Raw genomic sequence first — 19,543 nt, 5'->3', positions numbered from 1 at the left:
ATGTCTGAATATATCATTCTATCCATATTTCTTTTTCTGGGCGCGTTTATCGCGGCGGCGGCAACCGTCACGGGCCTACTGCTAGGCTACCGCACCAAGAAGACAAAGAACAAGATGGCTCCGTACGAATGCGGTATGGAAACCATCGGCAACGCAAGAATTCAGTTCAAGGTGGGCTACTACCTGTTCGCCTTGCTCTTCCTCGTGTTTGACATCGAAGCGCTGTTCCTCTTCCCCGTCATGATGAACTTCAAGGAAATCATGGCAGGCCACACAGCGCTCCCGCCATCAGTCGTCGTTATCGACCTTATCATCTTCATTGCGATTCTCGTTTCGGGCCTTGCTTACGCCTGGAAAAAAGGAATTCTCAAATGGGAATAATCAATTTAGCTCCAAAGATCTTGGACCCGATTCCCGGTGGAAAGTACGTTGTAAACGCCATCGACTATGTTGTGAACTGGGCCCGTGCAAACTCCATTTGGCCTTTGACATACGGTACTAGCTGCTGCGCCATCGAAATGATGTCGAGTTCTATGGCTCGTTATGACATTGCCCGTTTTGGCTCTGAAGTGTTCCGCTCGTCCCCGAGACAGGCGGACTTGTTTATTTTGGCAGGTACGATTACCCGCCGCATGGCACCAGCCATCCAGATGCTTTGGGAACAAATTCCCGGTCCGAAATACGTCATCGCTATGGGCGCCTGCACGATTAGCGGCGGCCCGTTCATCTACGACAACTATTCCGTTGTCCGTGGTGCACAGAACTTGATTCCGGTTGACGTGTTCGTTCCCGGCTGCCCGCCGCGTCCCGAAGCTTTGTTCCACGGACTTTTGACGCTCCGCGACAAGATTCTGCACGAAACCTGCCGCAACCCGTGGCATGAAGGTGAACCGAAGGACGTTTCGACGATGGACCGCTATCGCGAAGCCGCGAAGACTTGGGCCGCTCTCGAAGAAATGAAAGACGAGCAGATGGCCGAAGCCCGCGCAAAGTTCAAGGAAGAAAATCCGGACTACAAGAGCGCCTTCAAGCCGATTCGCGTCAAGAAGCCGGACATGCCGGAAGTAGAACGCGTACCCGCCAAGCGTCTGGGCCTCACCCAGCAAGAACTTTTCACAAAGCTCCGCGCCAAGTTCCCGAACGTGACCGTACATACGCGCGGCGAAGACACTCCAGAAGATGTCGTTGCCAAGCTGCCTGCGGATTGCCCGCTTGAAGTCATGCTCGAAAAGGAAGACTACCTGAACGTCGTTGAATTTGTCAAGAACGATCCTGAATTCAAGATGGATTACCTGATTGACGTGACTGCGATTGACTACGACGATCACTTCGACATGGTAACGATGCTCAGAAGCCTTGAAATCGGCCACAAGATTTTCCTCTGTGTGCAGCTGAAGAAAGACTTCTCGATTGACGAAGAAAAACGCCCGACATCGCTTTTGGCAAGCGTTCCAACAATCTCGCACCTCTACCCCGGTGCAGAAATCAAGGAACGCGAAGTTTACGACATGTTCGGCATCAAGTTTGAAAATCACCCCGACCTTCGCCGCATATTCCTCGACAAGGACTTCGTGGGTTACCCGCTCCGTAAAGACTTTACCCACCCGGAAATGATTAGGAGGCCAATATGAGTCATCAGTTACCTCCGGGATTTCGCCTCGAACGCAAATCGAATACTGAAGAATTTTTTATCAACATGGGCCCGCAGCACCCGAGTACTCACGGTGCTTTGCGACTCACGCTCCGCATGGACGGTGAGACCATTGTAGAAGTTGTCCCGCACTTTGGCTATATCCACCGCGGTATGGAAAAGCAAGCGGAATCAATGAGCTACTTGCAGTACATCGCGATGTCGGACCGTCAGGACTATTTGACGGCCATCCAGAATAATTTGGGCGTTGTCATTGCTCTTGAAAAAGGCATGAACGTAGGCGTTCCGCTCCGTGGCGAATACATCCGCGTGATGCTCCAGGAACTTGGCCGCATTGCATCGCACCTGGTGTTCTACGGTTGCTTTGGCGGTGACCTTGGCGGACAGACTTGCCTCTTGTTCGGCTTCAAGGAACGTGAAATGATCCACGACATGCTCGAAGAAGTCACAGGTTCCCGCCTCACGACGAACTTCTTTAGACCGGGTGGCAGCCGCTATGACGTGCCGGATACATTTATCCCGCGCGTGAAGGCTTTCCTCGACCACATGGAAGACACGATGAAGGACTACGAAAGATTCCTTTCGAAAAACATCATCGTGTTGGAACGCAGCATCGGCATTGGCGTACTCTCCAAGGAAGACGCGATTGCTTACGGATGCTCTGGCCCTGTGCTCCGTGCTAGCGGCGTGAACTTTGACGTGCGCCGTGCAAACCCGTATAGCATTTACGATCAGCTCGACTTTGACGTGCCCGTGTTCCATAACGGCGACTGCTACGACCGCTACCAGATCCGCATTGCAGAAATTCATCAATCGCTCAAGATTCTGCGCCAGTGCGTCGAAAAGTTCCCAGAAGGTCCGTGGCGCAGCAAGGAAAAGCCAGTACGACTCCCCGTAGGCCGCTACTACAGCGAAATTGAAACTGCAAAGGGTCTTTACGCCACTTACGTTGTCGCCGCAACGACCGGTGAAAAGCCGTACCGCATTCACACACGCGGCCCAAGCTTCCCGCATATTGGAGCGATTAACAAGATGGCCCAAGGTCACAAAATTTCGGACCTCGTGACCATCATGGCAACTCTTGACCCCGTGATTCCGGAAATTGACAGGTAGTTTATGTTTGTACCTTCAGTAACACATCCTATTGGCGACTTTGTCCGTGAATGGGTCCCGCGCTTGGCAGAATATCTGCCCGCAAACATCCAGTCCGAAGACCTCAACAGCGTCGTCGCCTTCCTCATCAACGCTGTGATTTGCATTATCGCTGTCTGCGTGGTGAACATCGGCTCTGCCCCGATTCTCATTTACATGGAACGCAAGGTTTGCGCTCACGTGCAATGTCGCCTTGGACCGATGCGACTCGGTTGGCACGGCACCATCCAGACCATCGCGGACGTGATCAAGATGCTCTTCAAGGAAGTGTACGCTCCGAGTGGCGCTGACAAGCTCATGTTCTACTTGGCTCCGCTAATTGTCTTGATTGCACCGTTTATCGTCTGCGCGTTGATTCCGTTCGACAAGAATCTCGTCGTGGCCGACGTCTCGATGGGCATTCCGCTCATTATCGCAGTGAACGGCTTTGGCGTACTCGGCATTTTGCTTGGCGGCTGGAGCAGTAACAACAAGTATTCCTTGCTCGGTGCGCTCCGCAGTGGCGCCCAGATGATCAGCTACGAAATTTCGTTTGCGATGATCCTCTTGTTCGTCGTCATGATTTCAGGTTCCACGAACCTCATGAGCATTACGATGGGCCAGGAAGGAACCATTTTTGACTGGTGGATTTTCAAGATTCCGGTCCTCGGTTTCATTGCGTTCATCCTCTTCTTTATTTCTAGTACCGCCGAAATGAACCGCGCTCCGTTCGACATTGCCGAAGCAGAACAGGAACTCACAGGCGGTTACCACACGGAATACAATGGCACTCCGTTTGCCATGTTCTACCTCGCCGAATACATTGCCCTCATCACGAACTCCGCACTCGCAACCACATGCTTCCTCGGTGGATTCTTCCCGCCGTGCATCGGCATTGCTGCTGTGGACAACGTCTTGAACATGGTACCCGGCGTCGTATGGTTCTTCGCAAAGATTTACTTTATGGTCTGGTGCTACATGATGGTCCGCTGGACGTTCGTACGCCCGCGTGTTGACCAGCTCATGGACTTTGAATGGAAATTCTTATTGCCCGTCAACCTTGTTTTGCTGGTAGCAGGAGCAGCATATATCGCCCTTGGGCTCTAGACGAGAGACGAGAGACGAAAGACGAGAGATTATGCAAAAGCAGATTTCAACAATCGAATACATTAAACGCTACCTCAAGCGTTGCATTACAGGTCCGTGGAGCCTTATTTGCGGATTGTCCGTGACGCTCAAGTATTTTTTCAATCCTAAGCGCATCGTTACGGAACAGTATCCCGAAAACCGCAAGACGCTCAAGATGCACGACCGCTACCGCGGCCGCCTCGAAATGATCGAAGACGCAGACGGCAACAACCACTGCACCGCTTGCGGCATGTGCGAACGCGCCTGCCCGAACGCCTCCATCAACGTACTTGCCACAAAGAACATTGCGGGCAAGAAGGTTCTCGGACGTTACGTGTACCACTTTGCAAGCTGCACCCAGTGCGGCCTCTGCGTGGAAGCCTGCCCGTTTGGAGCCATCCAGATGAGCCCCGCTTTCGAAGTCGCGACAACCGACCCGAACGATCTCGAAATGATTTTAAATAAGAAGGAGGGACAAGGTTAATGTTCCCGGATTTGCCTTTAGCATTCCCGATGGGAGGCATGGACATTGCGTTCTATGTCGTCGCATTCGTGATTTTAATAACAGCGGTTTGTTGCGTCGCCGTCAAAAACATTTTGCAAAGCGCCGTGTTCCTCATCTTTAGCTTTGTCACGACCGCAATTCTCTATATGCTCATGCATGCCGAATTCATTGCGCTTGCCCAGGTGATGGTTTACGTGGGCGGTGTCGTGATTTTCGTGGTGTTTACGATTCTTCTCACAAGCCATTTGGGAGAAGACGCTTTCACGACAAAGATTCCGCGAGTGTTCACCGCATTTGCGCTCTCCATTGCGTTTGTATTCGTGATGGTCAAATGCGTGTTGCCGACTCCAGACTTGGCAAGCGGCATCGTGAACTCCCCCGCCGACTATTCTTCACTCCAGAACTTCGCCTTACGCTTGCTCGGTAACGATCCAAACGGATTCATCATCCCGTTTGAAATCGTGAGCGTGCTCCTCTTGATGACGCTCATTTGCGCAATCACGGTCGCCCGCCGCACCAAGGAAGATGCCGAAGAGGAGGCTAGCAAATGAACCTTTTGAATTGCTTGATTCTCGCATTTTTGCTGTTCGGGATTGGCGTCTGGGGCCTGATGCGCCGCCGCCATCTCATTGGCATGCTCATTTCCATTGAGCTTATGCTGAATGCAGCAAACATCAACTTTATCAGTTTTGCCTACTTTACCGCACACGATGCGACTGCAGGCGCTCTGTTCAGTATCTTTGTCATTGCCGTGACGGCTTGCGAAATGGCCATCGCCCTTGCGATTATCGTGACCATGTACCGCCGCCATAAGAGTCTTGACGTTGACCAGTTGAGGGACCTCCATGATTGATGATATCACTCTCGGCTATCTGATTCTTTTGTTCCCGCTCATCACGTTCGTCGTGAACGGGCTTTTCCTCGGAAACAAGTGCGCAAAAGCAGCTGCAATTTTCGCAGTCATCTGCAACGGCCTTGCATTTGCCGCCGCAGGCACACTCGCCTTCCACTACTTCAGTTCGGACTTTGCACCGCAAAAAGCGATTCTCTTTGACCACACGTTTATCCCGTTCATCGGGAACCTGGTCGCAAGAATCGGCATGCTCGTAGACCCGCTCTCCGTGATGATGCTCGTGGTTGTCACGTTCATCAGCTTCATGGTGAACATCTACAGCATCGGCTACATGCGCGAAGACCGCGCCGCCGGGCGATTCTTCGCACTGCTTTCGCTGTTCAGCTTTAGCATGCTCGGACTCGTCATCGCGACAAACCTTTTCCAGATGTTCATCTTCTGGGAACTCGTCGGCGTTTCGAGCTACTTGCTCATCGGTTTCTGGTACCACAAGCCAAGTGCCGTGAGCGCATCCAAGCAGGCGTTCATCCTCACCCGCTTTGCCGATAGCTTCTTCTTGCTCGGTATTGTGCTTGTGAGCTATGTCGTCGGAAGTTTCGACTTTTCGACACTCAATTCGCTTAGCCTCCTTGATTTCCAGAAGCAGTTTATCAATCTCGGCCTTGTGACAGTCCCGAAGTCCGAAGCTCTCGTTCTCGGTTCCATCTTGATTTTCACCGGCGGCTGGGGCAAATCCGCCATGTTCCCGATGCATATCTGGCTCCCGAACGCGATGGAAGGTCCGACACCCGTCAGCTCCATCATTCACAGTGCAACGATGGTCGTCGCAGGCGTTTACCTTGTCGCTCGACTCTTCCCGTTCTTTGCCATTTGCGATAACGCGCTCACGCTCATCATGTGGGTCGGCGCATTCACGATGGTCTTTGCAGCCGTCATCGCATGCACACAAAAGGACATCAAGCGCATTCTCGCCTACTCCACGCTTTCGCAGCTCGGTTACATGATGTTTGCGCTTGGCGCTTGCAAGATTGGTCAGGTAGTCGCCGTTACCGGTTGGACCGCTTCAACGTTCCACATTTTTACGCACGCCTTCTTCAAGTGCAGCTTGTTCCTCATCGCCGGTAGCCTTATTCATCAGGTCGGCACGAACGATCTTGATATGATGGGCGGTCTCGGCAAGAAGATGAAGCTCACTTACGCTTGCACGCTCATTTCCATTCTCGCGATTTCGGGCATTCCGCCGTTCTCTGGTTTCTTCTCCAAGGATGAAATCATTCTCGCCGCATTCCAAGGACATCATTACGTCGTCTTTGGGCTTGCTCTCCTCACGAGCGGTCTCACGACATTCTACATGTTCCGTCTGTTCTTCCTCGCATTCCATGGCGCTCCGCGTCACGAAGGCGTCAAGGCAGGCCATGTGCATGAAGATTTCGCGATGACACTCCCGATTGCAATCCTTGCCATTCCGGCACTTGCAAGCGGTTTCGCCGCCCAACCTCTTTTCGAAAAGTTCTTTGTTCCGGGCCAGTTGAACGTTCCGCAGCTCGTCAAGCTCGACCATGCTGAATGGCTCCCGTTTGTCGCCGTCGGCATTGCTGTTGTCGCGCTCGTGATTGCCTGGGTGCTTTACGCAAGCCCGTGGGCAAAAGTCCAGCGCGCTCTCGACGAATCCAACCGCAGCGGCATTTACAAAGTCATTTACCACAAGTTCTACTTCGATGAAATGTACTACGCCATCGTCCGCCAGTTCATCTTTGGCGGTATCGCACGTGTCGCCCGCGCATTCAACGATTACGTGATTGAAGGACTCCTCGCCTTTACGGTCTGGTTTGTCCACAAGCTCGGTGACTTGGTCCGTTTTGCCCAGGCCGGCTACTTGCCGTTCTACTTGGGCACTTTGATTGTTGGCGTTCTCCTTTGGCGATTCTTCGGCCAGCTTCCCCTGTAAGGCGCACCCATGAATACAATACTTTTTAACTCCATTTGGGTCCTCCCCCTCTTAACGGTTCTCGCCTGCGTACTGATTCCCGCCACGTACGAAAAGACGCTCCGAACCATCCACGTCACGTCGGCAACGATTGTCCTTGCAATTGTCTGCTACTTGACTTATGCCATCTACGCCCTCTCGGGAACGCCGACAGATCCAGCAGCCGCACCGCTTGCGCTCCGATTCTTCACGGACATTCCGTGGCTCTCGATGTTCAATGCACACTACATTGTTGGCGCTGACGGTCTCAACATGCTGTTGCTTGCGCTCACGGCGTTTATCGTCTGGGCAGGCGTACTTGTAAGCCTCAAGATTAAAGGGAATCAGAAGATTTTCTTTGCGCTTATTCAGCTCTTGGCCACAAGCGTTTACGGCGTGTACATGAGCTTTGACTTGGTGCTTTTCTTTGTGTTCTACGAAATGGAAGCACTCTGCATGTACCTGATGATTGCCTGCTACGGCAGCGGCAAGCGCGATTACGGTGGTAAAAAGCTCACGTTGACGCTTGCGTTTGGCTCTTCGATGATTCTTGCAACGCTCTTCGGGCTTTACTTCGAAAGTGGCGCGACAAGCTGGAACCTCATTGAAATTGCAAAGACGACTCTCCCGATGGATTTCCAGATGTGGGCATTCCCGCTCATGTTCATGGGATTCGCCGTTTCGAGTTCGCTCTTCCCGTTCCATTTCTGGAGTCCGGACGGTCACTCCGCCGCACCGACTGCGGTTTCAATGCTCGCCGCCGGCGTAATGATGAAAATGGGTGCCTACGGATGCCTCCGCGTCGCCATGTTCCTCATGCCCGAAGCCGCCAAGATTTGGCTCCCGTACGTTGTAGCGCTTCTCATCTTTAACGTGGTTCTTGGCCCGTTCATCGCCATCCGCCACAAAGACCTCAAGTACATTACCGCTTACAGTTCCATCAGCCACTTGGGCCTCATCTTCCTCGGACTTGCAGCCCTCACGCCAATTGGACTTCGTGGCGCTAGCCTCCAGATGATTTCGCACGGATTCTTGACAGGACTTTTCTTCGCGACCATCGGCATGATTTACGAACGCACCCACACCCGTGACATCACAGAAATGGGCGGTATCATGCGCAAGATGCCGTTCCTCGGCGTAGGCTTTGTGCTTGCCGGTTTCGCAGGTCTTGGCCTCCCGGGCTTTAGCGGATTCATTGCCGAAAGCACAATCTTCATTGGCGCATTCCAGCAAGATTCCACGCTCACGCGCATCGTGACGATTCTTGCGATTCTCTCCATCACGACGACCGCCGTCTACATTTTGCAAACCGCGAACCGTATGCTTCACGGCCCGCTCCCGCAGAAGTACGAAGGCCTCACCGATGGATGTTTCCGCGAAAAGTTGGTCATCGTCGTTCTCGTTGCCTGCTTGTTGTTCATCGGTGTTTGCCCCGGCTGGATTTCGGAACTCTTAGACCAGAGCATTGCACCTATCTTTGAAAAAATTTCATCGGCAGGTTTATAGTAGGTTTAATTATGACAAATTTTGCAATTCCAAACTTCATTCTACCTGACGTTTTGCTGCTGATTTTCCCGTTCGTCGTAATCGGGCTACGCCTTTTCGTGACTACTCAGTCCAAGGTCCCTTGGCGCATGGCAAACATCGGCTTTATCGCCATTTTCTTATTGCTGAACGTCATCCCGCTCGCGAGCGGCAACGGCAAGTTCTTTATCTGCAACTGGAAAGTGGACGACTTTGGCGTGCTCATGCGCGAAGTACTCATGGTGAGCGCTCTGCTTGGCATGTGGCTTTCCAAGGACTACTTTGAACACGGCGCCGACAAGAAGCCACCCATGCACCAGATTGCCGAATTCATCGGCGCCATCGCATTTGCGACGTTCGGCGGATTCACGGTCGTGAGCGCATGCGACTTGCTCACGTTCTTCCTCGGCCTTGAAATCGCAACCATCCCGATGTACGCGCTTGCCGCCTGGAACAAACGCGACCAGTACGGCTCCGAAGCAGCCACCAAGTACATCTTGATGGGTTCTGTCGCCACGGCATTTGAACTGTTCGGCTTCAGCTACCTCTACGGTTTTGCAGGAAGCCTCCACTTCAACGAAATCCAAGCCGCTGTTGCAAGCGGTTCTAGCCCGCTCTTGTGGATTGCCGTGCTGTTCCTCTTCTGCGGTATCGGATTCAAGCTCACGCTGTTCCCGTTCTACACCTGGGCTCCGGACGTTTACGAAGGCGCTCCGACGCCGGTAACCGCCGTGCTTTCCGTGACCTCGAAGGCAACCGCCATCGCATTCCTCGTCGTGCTCGTCTATGGCCCGCTCTCCCCGATTCAAGACAAGATGGCCCCGCTCATTGCGCTCCTCGCAGGCGTCACGCTCTTTGTCGGTAACCTCGGTGCATTAAAGCAAAGCCGCCTCCGCCGATTCATGGCTTACAGCTCTATCGCTCAGGCAGGCTACATCATGGTCGCCTTGCTCGGCCCTGCAACAACAGCAAAGACCGCAATCATCTATTACCTCTTTGTGTATGCCGTTTCGAACTACCTCGCATTCTTCGTGTTCGGCATCATCGGGCATCACCGTGAAGAGACATTCCAGTCGCTCCGTGGACTTTCAAAGCAGAACCCGAGCCTCGCCATCGCCCTTGCAATTTCGATGTTCAGCTTGGCAGGCATCCCGCCTCTCGCCGGCTTCTTCGGCAAGTTCCACCTGTTCTTCAGCGGAGCTTCGACAGGGCACTATGCGCTCGTCGCATTTGCCGTCTTGAACAACGTCATTGCACTATTCTACTACTTGCAGCTTATCAAGGCAGCCTGGGTCGATGAACCGGACGGACACTTGAACCCGCTCCGCCTCACCAAGCGCCAGCGCGAAGTTATCATTCTCTTAAGCGCAGCCGTGATCGTTCTTGGATTCCTGCCGTTCCTGAGCAATAACATCTTTGCCGGATTCACGAATTAAGTAAGCCGAGAAGTATGGATTCTCCTAACGGAGAATGACAAAAATTTAGCCTCTGACTAGGTCGGAGGCGTTTTTCGTTTTTATAAAAAACACCCGATGTCATTTGACCTCGGGCGATATTTTTAGCGCAGCATTCGTCTCTATGCTAGTGGACTCCTACGGAGTCCCTCGCTGTTCGGCTCAGCAATGCAGAAATGCGAGCATTTCTGCGCTGCATTCGCCTCCATGCTAGTCCTGCAAGCAACGTACAGAGAAGGCGTAGTCCTTTTGCTGGTAGGCCCCGTTCGCTTTGTCATGGCTGCTACCCAGGGTCACTCTGTAGCCGTAGTTTTCTTCTTCATCCCACTGCGTGGTTCCCCAGAAGCCGCAGCTGCCGCCAGCTTTGGCGAAGGTAAAATTGACAAACTTGTAGCCAGCAGGGAGCGCCGAGAAACCGTAGGCGTCCTCGTTCACGATGTCATCGACGGCTCTCCAGAGAGTCTGAGCCTTGAGTTTCTGACCCGCCGTGGAACTCCCGCCCACAGCCTCGATCAGGGTCTCCCATTCCTCTTGGCTCGGCACGTGCCAGCCGTCCGGACAAGCCCCCTGAACATAGCCCGATCCAAGGTCGCATCTGAAACGGCTGCACTCGAACTTGTCCACAGCAGCTTGCCAGGTATACAGGCGACCGTAGATGTCACAGTCAGCTCCCTCATAATCAGGACTTTTGGTACTGCCACCGCACCAGCTGTCATCAGTTTCATAGCTCAGGTTTTCGGCCATCCAGGTCTGTTCGCCGATTTTCACCTTCTTGTAAACGCGTTCCACAACTTCGCCTCGCTTTGCGCAGAACTGCGTTTCAAGGTCATATTCACTTTCTCCACAAGTATATTTCTGTAATTCGTTTTCTACGCATTCAAACTTCATAGGGTTGTAATCCTTGCCGTCGCACAGGTCATACACAACCTTAGCATAACAGAACTGAGCATCCATGTCATAGAGACGATCTTCGCAATCTTCAGAATTGCATTCCGAAGGGCACGACTTCAGTCGTTTTCCGTCCTCACAGATGACATCGCTAGGATTATAGGATTTTCCGCCACACTTTTCAAGGACAGAAAAGACTCCTTCTTTTTCATTGAAATAGCAGAAGTGAGTTTCCGGATCAAAAGGCTCGTTGTTGCACGTTGCCTTGTAGAACTTTTCAATCTGGACATTCTCACCCTTGCCACACTCGAGCGTAACGACTCCACCCTTGTCGCCAACAACCCTGCAAGCATCGTCACTGGCATCTTTTCCATTTGTGCCGTCCTTGATGACGACCGGTTCGGATTTGCCACAGGTTATTTCAACGCCGCCTTCGACCGACTTGGTCGAGCAGCTTTCGCCCGCAGGGCCGGTAACGCTTTCGCCGTCTTTTCCATTCGTGATCGTAACAGTTTTATCACCACAAGTCAAATCGTAACCGTTCTTTTGTTCATTGACCTTGATGGAGCAACTTGACCCCTGTGCGCCCGCCAGCGAAGCAAGCCACTCGGCTTCAGTTCCCTTGAAACCGTTCTCCTTTGCGATTTCGTAAGCAGACTTGCCGTTTGCGCCATTTGAGCCATTGGTTCCGTTTTTGCCATCGGCTCCTTTAGCACCGTCCTTACCATTCAAGAGAGTCCCGACCTTTTTGCCACCGCATAGCACGTCATATCCAGAACCGTCTTTCAGAGGCTCTACGGTACAGGATGTTCCATTTACCCCATTTTTACCGTCTTTGCCGTCTGAGCCATCTTTACCATTCTTGCCGTCAGAGTCCTTGACATCAGAGAGACTCACCTTTTTCCAGACACTGTCGGAACAAAAGTAAATAGCATCGGAACTATCGACATAAACCATACGGCCTTTGTTTTTGGAATTACAATCGCCCAGGTCTTTAAATGAAGCAACCGTATTTAAATCGGCATTTGTAAGTTGGTCAAGTTCTTCACCGCAAGCGGTCAAAAGAGCCGTTGCAGACAATGTACCTGCAAGCGCAATAAGCATCTTTTGGGTTCTTGTATTCATGTTATTGATCCTTTAGGTTAAACTCATATGTACAGAAAGTAACGAAAGTAAGTTTTTTGTAAGTATAAAAACATCACAAATAAAATATAGGCTATGCGAAAGAAATTGTCAAGGATTTTGACAACAAAATTACATGAAGGTTAGGCGAAAATTCAGCCTAAAATTCATTCCAAATGTCGTTCGGGAGCTTGCCGATATCGCGGAAGTCCAGCTTTCCACTTGTGGCGGAATTCATGCTCACGAGGCGTGCCAAAGGCTTGCCAGCGCGTTCAATGACGATTTCTTCGTCCTTGATGGCGACCTGGTTCAAGAGCGTCCCAAAATTCTGACGCATATCCATTGCAGAAACAACTTTCGACACGGCGAGTCCTTTTTCCCCAACGTCATCCTCCGCCAGGAGGATCCATAATTTTTCATACAGAATTTAATTATTATTATGGTTAACGTCAAAGGCGCCCCCAATAAATGGATCAAGAAGTTCGTACATTTTCGGTCACGCAGTACATGCGTTCGCTCAAGAACACCGTAGAGGCTACCCCTGCGGTTTGGGTGCATGGGGTCATTTCGCAAATTGCGGAAAAGCCGTCGGGCGTATACCTGAGCATTGCGGACTTTGCCGATGGTGACGTGAAGCCGAAAGCCACCCTTGCCCTTTACTGCTACACCGCCAAGTACGATGCGATTCTCGCCAAGATTTCTAGCCTTTCGCAGCCGTTTACGCTCAAGCACGACTTGAAAGTCAATTTTCTCGTACGTGCAGAACTGTACATCCCGTACGGGAAGCTGCAAGCGCAAATTCTGGACATCGACCCGGTTTACACAATTGGCGAACTTGCACTGACCAAAAGCGCCATTTTGAAGCGCCTTGCGATGGAAGGCTTGCTCGAAAAGAACAAGCAACTCGAACTTGCCGATATGCCACTCCGCGTGGGGCTTATCACCGGCGAAAACACGGCCGCGTACAAGGACTTCACCACGCGACTTGAAGCCTCGCCGTTTGCATTCGAAGTCACGACCGTCTATGCACGAATGCAAGGGAACGAAACTGAAGGGAGCATCATCGCCGCACTGGAACAGCTCCAAGGCGACCCCAATTTAGATGTCGTCTGCATCGTGCGCGGTGGCGGCGCCAAGACGGACTTGAACTTCTTTGATAGCGAAGCGCTTTGCCGCGCGGTCGCCAACTACCCCACCCCCGTCTTTACGGGAATCGGTCACGAAATCGACCGCTGCCTTCTGGACGAAGTAGCGTACCTCTCGTGCATCACACCGACAGATTGCGCGAAACGTCTCGTGGAACGCGTCACAGACAGCTGGAACCGCATGACAGATGCGATGGCAAGCATCGCCGATGGCGCCCGCGACCTACTCACTGAAAGCAACAAGCGACTCAGCACAATGGGGAACCAGCTCCAGCAAAAAGTTTTCGGGTTCATCCAGAACGAGAAATCGAAGCATGTGCTGATGGCCGCCTCCATCAAGAAGGACACCGCATTTTATATAAAATCCGAACACGAGCGCCTCGACCGCAACCGCGAAGGTTTAAAGCAAGGTTCCCGCAAGATTCTCGACCTCGCGAAATCGCAGTTCGAACTCGTGAACGAAAAAGTCAAAAACGCTGACCCCAAGACGACTCTCGCCAAGGGCTATTCGCTCACGCTAGATGAAAACGGCAAATTTATCCGCAAGGCAAGCCAGCTTAAAAGCGGCGACACCATCAAGACACGCCTCGCCGACGGGGATGTTTTGTCTGTGGTAAAATAACTGGATTACGTCGCAATCGTAAAACAAGAAATTATGGATCCCCTCACTTCGTTCGAGGATGACTAGGTTTCGGAGATTGCTTCCACCACGCTTTGCTCGTGGCAGGCTTGCTACGCTCCTCGCAATGACGTTAGCAGTACGGTCGAAGATGACACCTAACCAAACATTGGCAAACTTTCAATTTTCTTGAAGCGGTGCGTCACGGAATCCAGCTCAAAATAGCGCACAGCATCGCCTAGCGCAAGCATCACGTAATTCGGCGTCAAAATTTGCAAATACTTGTTCAGCTGTTGCTGCAACACAGGCCATGTGTATTCGCCCGGAGCCTTGCATTCCACCAGGAGCCACGGCTTTGCAAGAGGCGCCCCCGCCCGAAAATTGTGCACCATGATATCCACGCGATCAGCCGTCTTCACATCAATCGACGAAAGTGGGAATTCCACCGCAATCAAGTGTTCCGGCACCTTCACCACATCAAGCAAATAGCGCACCGTCGCCTGACGGACATGTTCTTCAGGCGTAGCGGGAACCTCTTTTTTACGGATCGGATCAAACAGCGTATCGTGAGTCATTGGCGAGAATATAAAAAAATCACAGAATCATGAAGGAAAAAGACACTATTTCAAACGAATCATTCAAAAAGTGTAAAATCAGATAAGCCGAATCAATTTATTCATACTATTTTTATAGAGGCTTTTTGGTCAAAGAAGGAGCAATCATGGATTTACAGGAATACGTTGATCAATTCGATTCGATGACCTGCATCATGTCCGTTGAGAAAAAGCCCAACGGCTATGGCAAAATGTGCATTGAAGTCGGCAACAAGGCTTATATCGACTCCTTCAAAAAAAATAACGACAACCTTGTAGATATGCCTTTCGGCAATAAGTTCGTGCCAGGCCAGGAATACACAAAATACATTCCCAAGGACCTGAATTTCGAACATTTCATTTACAGCAGCGCCATCCTCAAAAAGCCGATGCACGCCTACATCCACCCAGAAAGGTTCGATGTCTGGTTCAACATCTTTAGCCTGCCGCTCGATTTTGAAGACCCGTTCAAATGCTACTGCACCTACACGCAGGAAATCTCAACAGAACTCAATACGGATTCTTTGCAGAGCCTTTCCGCAAAGACAACCGCCGACGTTCTAAAGACCTGCATCAAGCTCCGCAGCACAAAGAACTTCCTCAAAACCATGGACGAGGTGATTGCAGACATCCGCAACATCAGCAAAGCCAACTACTGTTGCATCATGTTGACGGATTTCAAGGCACATAAATGCTCATTGCTCAGCGAAAATGCAGCACCCGAAATCGGCAGACACACACTTTTAGACTACCTGAACGAAGATTTCATCAACTACGCCAAATCTTGGCTAGACATCATCAATGGTAGCACCTGCCTGATTATCAAGGACGAAAAGGAAATAGAAGATATCAAGGTACGCAGTCCCCATTGGTACGAATCCATTAAATCGGCAGGCATCCATAGGATCGCCCTCTTCCCGCTCAGGCACAACGACGAGACCATAGGGTTTATCTGGGCCTCCAATTTCGCCCCCGAGGAAACAGACCATATCAAGGAAACACTTGAACTTTCAACATACTTTATCGCCTCGGAGATTGCAAACTACAAATTGCTCCAAAGGCTTGAAACGTTGAGTTCGACAGACCTCTTGACAGGCGTAAAAAACCGCAACGCGATGAACAACCGCGTAATCCAAATTGCTTCTGGGCGCGAAAGAAAGCCCATGTCCTACGGAATAATCTTTGCAGACCTGAACAGCCTCAAAACTGTAAACGACAAAATAGGCCACAACGCCGGTGACAAGCTTTTGGTGGACGCTGCCGAAATTCTAAAAACAACATTCAGCAAAAGCGATATCTACCGCGCCGGTGGCGACGAGTTCCTGATTATCGACATGGAAACTCCTAAAGATGTCCTAAGCAGCAAAGTCGAGACTCTCCAAAAGAAATCGGACGATCCGAACAACATCAGCTTTGCCATTGGCTTTTACTATGAAGAGAACGGCGGCGATATTCGTGCGGCCATGCATGAAGCAGATTCCCGCATGTACGAAGATAAAAAAGCTTTTTATGATAGACACCCTGAATGCAGGAATCGTTAAATGATGGACTTGCAGAAATTTGTAGATAAATTTCATACGATGACAAGCATTTTGTCGGTCGAAAAACGCGATGACGACAAAATTGGGACCATACGCATCGAAGCCGCGAACAGCCTCTATATTCGCGCCATGGAAAAAGTCGACAAAGACGGCAATGTCGTCTTTAAGGAAAAATTCATTCCTGGCAGTAGTTACGAACGATACATGAAGAAGGAACTCAACTTCGAAAACTTCTGCTACGAATGCGCCATCAAGAAAAAGCCCGTTCACGCCTACATTCGCCCTGAACGTTACAACTTCTGCATAAACCTGTACATGATGCCTCTCAGCATCGATGATCCGAAAAAGGCATATTGCAGTTACTCGCAAGAGATTTCTTTCGAAGAAAACATTGAAGCCATGTCCAATATTTCGGCGAAAACTTCTTCCAATGTTTTACAGACCTGCATCAAGCTACGCGGCGCCGCAGATTTGCAAAAGACGATGGACGAAGTCATCGAGGACATCCGCCAAATTTGTGATGCCAGCTACTGCTGCGTATTGCTGACAGACTTCAATGAACACACCTGGTCCGTATTCAGCGACGCACTGAAAAAAGATTCAAACCTACATTCCATTCGCGATTTCAAGGACCAGGACTTTGTTGAATTCGCAAAATCCTGGATAGACACGCTCGCCGGCAGCAACTGCCTGATGATCAAGAACCAATACGATCTTGAAGTTATCCATAAAGCAAACCCGACATGGTACGAATCTCTCACGGGAGCAAATGTCAAAAGTCTTGTTCTTTTGCCTTTGGAACACAACGGTACGACCATCGGCTTTATCTGGGTTGCAAATTTCAACACGTCAAATACACTGATCATCAGGGAAACGCTTGAACTGACCGCATTCTTTGTAGCTTCAGAAATAGCAAACTACCAGTTACTAGGAAAACTTGAAACTCTCAGCCGCATAGACCTCCTGACAGGTGCCATGAACCGTAATTCCATGAACAACAGGGTTACACAATTCCTGAACGGAGAAGTACAGTTCAACTCTCTAGGCGTCATCTTTGCAGACTTGAACGGTCTCAAATCAACAAACGACAATCAGGGGCACGAAGCAGGCGACAAGCTACTGAAAGATGCCTCCCAGATTTTAAGGAGCTATTTCAGCGACTGCGAGCTTTACCGCGCGGGCGGCGACGAATTCTTGGTCATTGCCCTAGACAAGCCAAAGAATGAACTCGAAGACAAAGTCAATAGGATTCGCGAAGAATCGATGATTCCTGGTAACGTCAGTTTTGCAGTCGGTTTCTACTACGATGCAAATGGGGGCGACATCCGCACGGCCATGCATAAAGCAGACGTACTCATGTACGAAGACAAGAAGCGTTACTACGACCGGTTCCCCGCCAACAGAAGGCGTTTTTTATAAAGCCGCAAAACGCTCTTGACATTTGCTTTAGTCGGAACTATATTTTTGCACATGAATATCTTTGGACAGAACACCATCGCAGCAACAGCGATTGCAGCAAGCCCGGCGGCAGCCCGAGCTATTATGGGGCTGTCCAAAGAAACCAAGATCTGTAAAGCTTAACGCGAAAAACTCAGATTAAAAGTTTCAAGGGCAGCCCCGCAAACGGCTGCTTTATTTTTTTACCCTAAAACTTTAACCATAAAACAAGGAATCGAAAATTCTTACCTAATAAAGCTCTGGATCCTGCTCCTTCGAACCTAATTCAACTAAGGCACTAAAGTGCCTAGTTTCATATATCGCCCTTTACAGGGTTCAGGATGACGTTGGAGTAATATTCAAGGCTCAGGATGACGCAGAATTAAAAATCCGGGTTCAGGATGACGCAGGTAAAACATTACAGAATGAATATTATTCTATAATTACGCAGTAAAAAGTGAATTTTCGATACCGCTATAGGAGTCTAAAATGCGTAGAAGATTGTTGAGCGAAGGTGCTAAGGAACTTTCTTACGAAATCCGCGAGATCGTGAAGAAGGCAAACCAGCTCAAGGCACTCGGCTTGCCAATCCATTGGGAAAACATCGGCGACCCGATTGAAAAGAAATGTCAAGTTCCCGACTGGATCAAGGACATTGTCGTTGACCTCGTCCGCACAAACCGCAGCTACGGCTACTGCCCGTCCAAGGGCATGCTCGAGACGCGCGAATTCTTGGTAAAAGAGAACAACAAGCTCGGTGGCGCCCAGATCAATGTTGATGATATCGTGTTCTTCAACGGTCTCGGCGACGCAATAGCCACCATTTATAGCCTTTTGTCGATGAACACCCGTATCATCGGACCGGCACCGGCATACTCAACGCATAGCTCTGCCGAAGCCGCCCACGCCCACACGGCTCCTATCACTTACCGTTTGCAGCCGGAAAACCACTGGTACCCGGACCTCGAAGAACTCGAGAATAAGGTCAAGTACAACCCGAGCATCGCGGGCATCCTGATTCTGAACCCGGACAATCCGACCGGCATGGTCTACCCGCTCGAAATCCTCCAGAAGATGGTCGATATCGCAAAGCGCTATGGCCTATTCATCATCTGCGACGAAATCTACAACAAGATTACGTACAACGGCGCACACGCTTACGCACTCGCCGAATACATTGGCGACGTTCCGGGCATTGCGCTCAAGGGCATTTCCAAGGAATACCCGTGGCCGGGCGCTCGTTGCGGCTGGGCTGAATACTACAACCGCGACAAGGACGAACAGTTCGACGCCTTCTGCCGCGCTATCGACAACGCAAAGATGGTGGAAGTCTGCTCGACGACGCTCCCGCAGATGACGATTCCGCGCGTTCTCGGGGATCCTCGTTTCATGGAACACCGCAAGGCATTGAACGAAAAGATTGGCCGCCGCAGTGCAATCATCAACGAAATCCTTTCGGACATTCCGGAGCTTTACTTCAACCCGACTTACGGCGCATTCTACAACACCATCATCTTCCGCGAAGGGACTCTCAACAATCACCAGACGCTAAAAATCGACAATCCGATTATCAAGAAGAAAGTCGAAGAATGGTGCAGCAAGACGACGAATCTCGACTACCGCTTCGTGTACTATCTCTTGGGCGCAAAGGGCATCTGCGTTGTGCCGAGCACGAGCTTCTGCACGGACCTCAAGGGCTTCCGCGTGACGCTTTTGGAAGAAGACGAAGACGAACTCCGCAGCGTGTTCACCACGATTCACGACGCGATCATCGAATATCTGCATAGTTAGTTATTGGTCAATAGTTTTTAGTTGCTAAGGTCCTGACACACAAAGTGTCAGGACTTTTTTATTTTATATATTGCATAAAAACAAATAAACGAATGAAAGTATGATCAAAAAATTAATCACCGGTTTTGCTTTATTAGCAACTTTGTCTCATGCGTCATGGGACAACCTTCCCATCCAAACAGAAGGCTCTATCCA

General features: G+C 50.7%; 17 protein-coding genes. 14 read left to right on the top strand and 3 right to left on the bottom strand.

Features of this window, described 5'->3' with window-relative positions:
* The 10 genes from ACJMM9_RS04945 to ACJMM9_RS04900 are packed head-to-tail and all read left to right on the top strand — an operon-like array spanning position 1 to position 10,194.
* Positions 1–381, top strand: a complete 381-nt coding sequence (locus ACJMM9_RS04945; protein ID WP_173357648.1) for an NADH-quinone oxidoreductase subunit A — start codon at positions 1–3, stop codon at positions 379–381.
* Entirely contained in the window at positions 372–1,631 is a 1,260-nt protein-coding gene (gene nuoB, locus ACJMM9_RS04940; protein ID WP_405324380.1) for an NADH-quinone oxidoreductase subunit NuoB, read from the top strand. Before ACJMM9_RS04945 ends, nuoB begins: the two co-directional genes overlap by 10 nt.
* Positions 1,628–2,764: an NADH-quinone oxidoreductase subunit D gene (locus ACJMM9_RS04935; protein ID WP_405324378.1), complete on the top strand. Its 1,137-nt coding sequence runs from the start codon at positions 1,628–1,630 to the stop codon at positions 2,762–2,764. Before nuoB ends, ACJMM9_RS04935 begins: the two co-directional genes overlap by 4 nt.
* A gap of 3 nt (positions 2,765–2,767) precedes the next feature.
* The gene (locus ACJMM9_RS04930) at positions 2,768–3,889 is read left to right on the top strand and encodes an NADH-quinone oxidoreductase subunit H (RefSeq protein WP_405324376.1); all 1,122 of its coding nucleotides are present in this window, start codon (positions 2,768–2,770) and stop codon (positions 3,887–3,889) included.
* Positions 3,890–3,920: 31 nt separating this feature from the next.
* Positions 3,921–4,394 carry a NuoI/complex I 23 kDa subunit family protein gene (locus tag ACJMM9_RS04925; RefSeq protein ID WP_405324374.1) on the top strand — a complete coding sequence of 158 codons (474 nt, stop codon included), beginning with the start codon at positions 3,921–3,923 and terminating at the stop codon, positions 4,392–4,394.
* Positions 4,394–4,966 (top strand): NADH-quinone oxidoreductase subunit J, encoded by a 573-nt coding sequence (locus ACJMM9_RS04920; protein ID WP_405324372.1) that lies wholly within the window; start codon positions 4,394–4,396, stop codon positions 4,964–4,966. The genes ACJMM9_RS04925 and ACJMM9_RS04920 overlap by 1 nt, the downstream gene beginning before the upstream one ends.
* Positions 4,963–5,268 carry an NADH-quinone oxidoreductase subunit NuoK gene (nuoK, locus tag ACJMM9_RS04915; RefSeq protein ID WP_014546971.1) on the top strand — a complete coding sequence of 102 codons (306 nt, stop codon included), beginning with the start codon at positions 4,963–4,965 and terminating at the stop codon, positions 5,266–5,268. The genes ACJMM9_RS04920 and nuoK overlap by 4 nt, the downstream gene beginning before the upstream one ends.
* A complete protein-coding gene (nuoL, locus tag ACJMM9_RS04910) occupies positions 5,261–7,216 on the top strand; it encodes an NADH-quinone oxidoreductase subunit L (RefSeq protein ID WP_405324369.1) in 1,956 nt (651 codons plus the stop codon). The genes nuoK and nuoL overlap by 8 nt, the downstream gene beginning before the upstream one ends.
* A 9-nt stretch (positions 7,217–7,225) precedes the next feature.
* The gene (locus tag ACJMM9_RS04905; RefSeq protein ID WP_405324367.1) at positions 7,226–8,740 is read left to right on the top strand and encodes a NuoM family protein; all 1,515 of its coding nucleotides are present in this window, start codon (positions 7,226–7,228) and stop codon (positions 8,738–8,740) included.
* Positions 8,741–8,751: 11 nt separating this feature from the next.
* Positions 8,752–10,194: an NADH-quinone oxidoreductase subunit N gene (locus ACJMM9_RS04900; protein ID WP_405324365.1), complete on the top strand. Its 1,443-nt coding sequence runs from the start codon at positions 8,752–8,754 to the stop codon at positions 10,192–10,194.
* Between the two features lie 228 nt (positions 10,195–10,422).
* On the opposite strand, the gene ACJMM9_RS04895 is transcribed toward ACJMM9_RS04900, so the two are convergent.
* Positions 10,423–12,225: an FISUMP domain-containing protein gene (locus tag ACJMM9_RS04895; RefSeq protein ID WP_405324363.1), complete on the bottom strand. Its 1,803-nt coding sequence runs from the start codon at positions 12,223–12,225 to the stop codon at positions 10,423–10,425.
* A gap of 157 nt (positions 12,226–12,382) precedes the next feature.
* Complete coding sequence (locus ACJMM9_RS04890; RefSeq protein ID WP_254794303.1) at positions 12,383–12,586, bottom strand: type II toxin-antitoxin system Phd/YefM family antitoxin; 204 nt, start codon at positions 12,584–12,586, stop codon at positions 12,383–12,385.
* Positions 12,587–12,690: 104 nt separating this feature from the next.
* Here ACJMM9_RS04890 and xseA point away from each other — a divergent pair, with 104 nt between their 5' ends.
* Positions 12,691–13,989, top strand: a complete 1,299-nt coding sequence (gene xseA, locus ACJMM9_RS04885) for an exodeoxyribonuclease VII large subunit (protein WP_405324361.1) — start codon at positions 12,691–12,693, stop codon at positions 13,987–13,989.
* Between the two features lie 155 nt (positions 13,990–14,144).
* On the opposite strand, the gene ACJMM9_RS04880 is transcribed toward xseA, so the two are convergent.
* Positions 14,145–14,561, bottom strand: a complete 417-nt coding sequence (locus ACJMM9_RS04880) for a type I restriction enzyme HsdR N-terminal domain-containing protein (protein WP_405324359.1) — start codon at positions 14,559–14,561, stop codon at positions 14,145–14,147.
* Between the two features lie 146 nt (positions 14,562–14,707).
* Here ACJMM9_RS04880 and ACJMM9_RS04875 point away from each other — a divergent pair, with 146 nt between their 5' ends.
* The 3 genes from ACJMM9_RS04875 (at position 14,708) to ACJMM9_RS04865 (ending at position 19,348) form a co-directional block, all read left to right on the top strand.
* A complete protein-coding gene (locus ACJMM9_RS04875; RefSeq protein ID WP_405324357.1) occupies positions 14,708–16,120 on the top strand; it encodes a diguanylate cyclase domain-containing protein in 1,413 nt (470 codons plus the stop codon).
* Positions 16,121–17,539, top strand: a complete 1,419-nt coding sequence (locus ACJMM9_RS04870) for a diguanylate cyclase domain-containing protein (protein WP_405324355.1) — start codon at positions 16,121–16,123, stop codon at positions 17,537–17,539.
* Positions 17,540–18,046: 507 nt separating this feature from the next.
* A complete protein-coding gene (locus ACJMM9_RS04865; protein WP_405324353.1) occupies positions 18,047–19,348 on the top strand; it encodes a pyridoxal phosphate-dependent aminotransferase in 1,302 nt (433 codons plus the stop codon).
* The last annotated feature ends 195 nt before the right edge of the window (positions 19,349–19,543 follow it).

The organism is Fibrobacter sp. (assembly GCF_045112255.1).
Classification (GTDB): domain Bacteria; phylum Fibrobacterota; class Fibrobacteria; order Fibrobacterales; family Fibrobacteraceae; genus Fibrobacter.
This window is presented reverse-complemented; position numbering and strand designations above follow the sequence as displayed.